The organism is Nostoc sp., from assembly GCF_036917155.1.
GTDB lineage: Bacteria > Cyanobacteriota > Cyanobacteriia > Cyanobacteriales > Nostocaceae > Nostoc.
The window spans coordinates 1-3102 of sequence record NZ_JBALDZ010000134.1 but is presented as its reverse complement, the minus strand read 5'-3'; the positions used below and the strand labels follow the sequence as shown (position 1 = coordinate 3102).

Annotated in this window: 5 protein-coding genes; 3 read left to right on the top strand and 2 right to left on the bottom strand. The window is 41.9% G+C overall.

Annotated elements, in window-relative coordinates; translation table 11 throughout:
- Positions 1-79 precede the first annotated feature (79 nt).
- Positions 80-238: a hypothetical protein gene (locus tag V7K67_RS18685; protein WP_334732314.1), complete on the top strand. Its 159-nt coding sequence runs from the start codon at positions 80-82 to the stop codon at positions 236-238.
- 684 nt (positions 239-922) lie between these two features.
- Here V7K67_RS18685 and V7K67_RS18680 read toward each other — a convergent pair.
- Positions 923-1306 carry a hypothetical protein gene (locus V7K67_RS18680; RefSeq protein ID WP_335167880.1) on the bottom strand — a complete coding sequence of 128 codons (384 nt, stop codon included), beginning with the start codon at positions 1304-1306 and terminating at the stop codon, positions 923-925.
- A 570-nt stretch (positions 1307-1876) separates the two neighbouring features.
- Between V7K67_RS18680 and V7K67_RS18675 the strand changes: the two genes are divergently transcribed.
- Together V7K67_RS18675 and V7K67_RS18670 are read left to right on the top strand one after the other, a co-directional pair.
- Positions 1877-2026 (top strand): hypothetical protein, encoded by a 150-nt coding sequence (locus V7K67_RS18675; RefSeq protein ID WP_335167878.1) that lies wholly within the window; start codon positions 1877-1879, stop codon positions 2024-2026.
- Between the two features lie 326 nt (positions 2027-2352).
- Entirely contained in the window at positions 2353-2625 is a 273-nt protein-coding gene (locus V7K67_RS18670; RefSeq protein WP_335167876.1) for a GlsB/YeaQ/YmgE family stress response membrane protein, read from the top strand.
- Positions 2626-2842: 217 nt separating this feature from the next.
- Here V7K67_RS18670 and V7K67_RS18665 read toward each other — a convergent pair whose 3' ends face one another.
- Entirely contained in the window at positions 2843-3088 is a 246-nt protein-coding gene (locus tag V7K67_RS18665; protein WP_335167874.1) for a hypothetical protein, read from the bottom strand.
- Positions 3089-3102 lie beyond the last annotated feature (14 nt).

Genomic DNA, 3102 nt, shown 5'->3' with positions numbered 1-3102 from the left:
ATCCATGTATTTGATAAAGTTATATTTTGCATAGAAAAGTGGCAGAATGCAGTTATACAATGGCATCTGCTGCTAGTACATGAGCATCAATGTAATAGTTGCGTTTCTCATCGTCATTCCATTCTTAAGTTTCCTCAAACCCAAACCAGCCCAGCCAACTATTGATAGCTACGGACAACAAAGCTGCGGCGTTGAGCAACAGCAAATTCAATCAGTTATGGAATGGCTGGAGAGCTAGTTTGCTGAATGCTGAATATTTCGGGAAATCCCATATTATCTGGTACGACGACGCTAACCCAGACCCCGCAAGAGAGCAGATGATGAAAATAAGTATAAAGTAAGTATATAAATTAAATAGCCCGAATTTCTTAATTGTGAGAAATTCGGGTTGGCAGCGTTCTTGAGGGACGACTTAACGGGAAAAGTTAGAACCTGGGTTCAAGCGATGCCTACGGCGCTCTTTTAGAGGAAATCGACTCTTGGAGCGATCGCTCCCCAGCGGGGCGTCATGTGATCGCTTGGTGTTTCCTCTCTTGATTAAGAGCGATGACCTACGGCGGGGGAGTACGCCATCGCGCTTTCTTGCCTAAGCTAGGCATCGCACCCAACCCCAATACTACTAGAATATGCATTTTCAACTCGGAATTGGGTTCGTCTTAAAGATTAAAAGTTTTTTCTTTCCCCTCTTTTTCATCAACGTTCATAGTGACCGCGAATCCATACTCTATGGTTATGTCTTCTCTCCCAATGCCCACGAATCCATCTGTGATGATGATGACCACCAATATCGATTACTAATGCTGAGGCCTGTTTTGGCATGGCAGTAATGAACAGTGGTAATGCAACTAATATACCTGCAAGCATCCGTTTCATAACTAATTTTCCTTTGTTCAACTATCTGAGATTAAGTAAATTAAATTCTTTATGAGTTGATTTTTAGCGATGTTGAGCGAATATGTCTGTTATAGTTAATATGAACTATCCTGGTTCTTGAGACAGTCACTACACTTTTGACTGTAGGAGTGTCAGAATCAGGGCTATGTCCATTAAAGGTGAAAGTCCAAGTGCCATGCCCATCATAAGTATGGGGAGAACGTTCGGCAGGGCCATACATCGAGTTCTCAGCTCGATAATGTTGCAAACCGCCATTGGCTTTCTCAGCAGCTTCGCGAGCTAAATTCTCGGCTCGACCGAGATTAATAAGAGATATCTTATTGTGATTAGCTGTTTGAGCTATAGCAATTCCGGGTACAAGCGCAATAGATGCAATCACAAATGCAGAATTGATGAAGGTATTCAGTTTCATATTGTTATCCTAAGTTCGATATATAGCAATCAGTAGTCTCTATTTATAGAGGATGTCATCAGAATAATGCCCTGAATTATGTACAAAGAAGCAGACTTTGGCGTGACACTTCGGCTTGTCTACGACACACCTCGTGAACGCTCAGTCGAAGCTGAATCAAGTAATTTAACTAATTCGTAATGGGTTACGCCTAACAACGGTTACTTAATTCGGATTGAAGAATTCAATTAATAATTATCTACAACTTAGTTGAATAACCCCACTAAATATACTTTTTCTATTGGTCAAATCCCGCCTAGCGGGTTTTGATTCTCCACCAAAATATTGCTAGATTCTGATGTTCTTATTTGGGAATTGACCCTTCAATAATAGTGCCAAACAAGTATAGTTATATCACCTAATTGGTTGATTTCTTTCTCATCCAAAAGAGTGAGCTACTTTAGTGCCAACTAAGAAACTTTCGATTGCTGCCATAAAATGAGTTTCAATTGGGAGCTTCAAAGCTGGAATCACCAGGAAATGCAGTAGCAACCCCTCCTAAAATTCAAAGAGGAAAACTCAGGAGGAGCGATGGCGCTCTTGCACCCGGACAGCAGCGATCGCTATGAAGGTAAGAGAACTTACACAAGCGATGCCTGCGGCGGGCTTCGCCTACGCGCATCAAGTGGTTTTGTTGACACTCTCAGCCCTGAAGGGACTGAGATTCTGCGGACAAAGTAAACTTAGGTAGCAATACTGCTCGGTTAAGTAATTTCTTGGTTGAGGCAAGTAGGGGGAGAAATGGAGGCTGGCGTTGAGTTTTGCTTCCCCTGCTTCCCCTGCTTATCCGAGCAGTATTGTCAGGACACCCAGATAAGCAATCCCAGCTTTAGACCTGCTAGCAGCTTTTTTTATTTATTATCCATCTCAATTAGGGGGTATATCACCAGAAGTAACAGCGTTCATCCTCAAGGCTATTAATAATTGGTTCTGTTGGTAGATGGAATGTCAATGTTGGGATTGCTATTGTGTATTTGTCATTAAAAAACGTTGCTCAAATTAAAACAATGAATATTCTTGCTTGGATTGTTTTAGGTCTAATTGCTGGTGCTATTGCAAAGGCTATCTACCCCGATCATCAAGGTGGCGGAATTCTCGGAACAATCTTATTAGGAATTATCGGTGCTTTTGTTGGTGGCAGTCTGGGTGTATTCTTCAATACAGGAACCTTAACTCTAGCGGCTCCTGGTCTTAGCATTCCAGGTATTGCGGTAGCGGTTCTTGGCGCAATTGTCGCTGTTTTCTTGTGGAACTTGCTGAATCGTCGCAGTGCAATCTAAGAAATTAAATTGGAATCAATTAATCGTAAAAATCAGGGAACTCATTTCACTATATTTTCTCCCTGAATTTAAATTATTTGAGTAGCGCCCGCCTATATTTAGGTCGGCGCTATTTGTTGGAGTGCGATGCCGTTCAAGCGATCGCCTCACCTTAAATAATTCTTAGAGGAAAAATTGGGAGTGCGTAGTTTACGCCGCTCTCCTCGCCCTGCCTTGCTCAGTTAACCAAATATGCCAGCAATTCAAGGGTGCGATCGCTTGTGACAAAGCAGTACACTGCTGCTATACCGAAAATCAAAAAGTGCGACGATTTAGCAACTATTTTGTGAAGGTTGAACCAATATAAAGAGTTAAAAGGTAACAGGGAACGGGCAACAGGCAATAGGGAAATCCCCATAATTAAAATCAGGGGATTTGTACAAGGACACATTGAAACATCGTGGCTGACGCCATCTCGTTTCAAATATTTTTATCTCT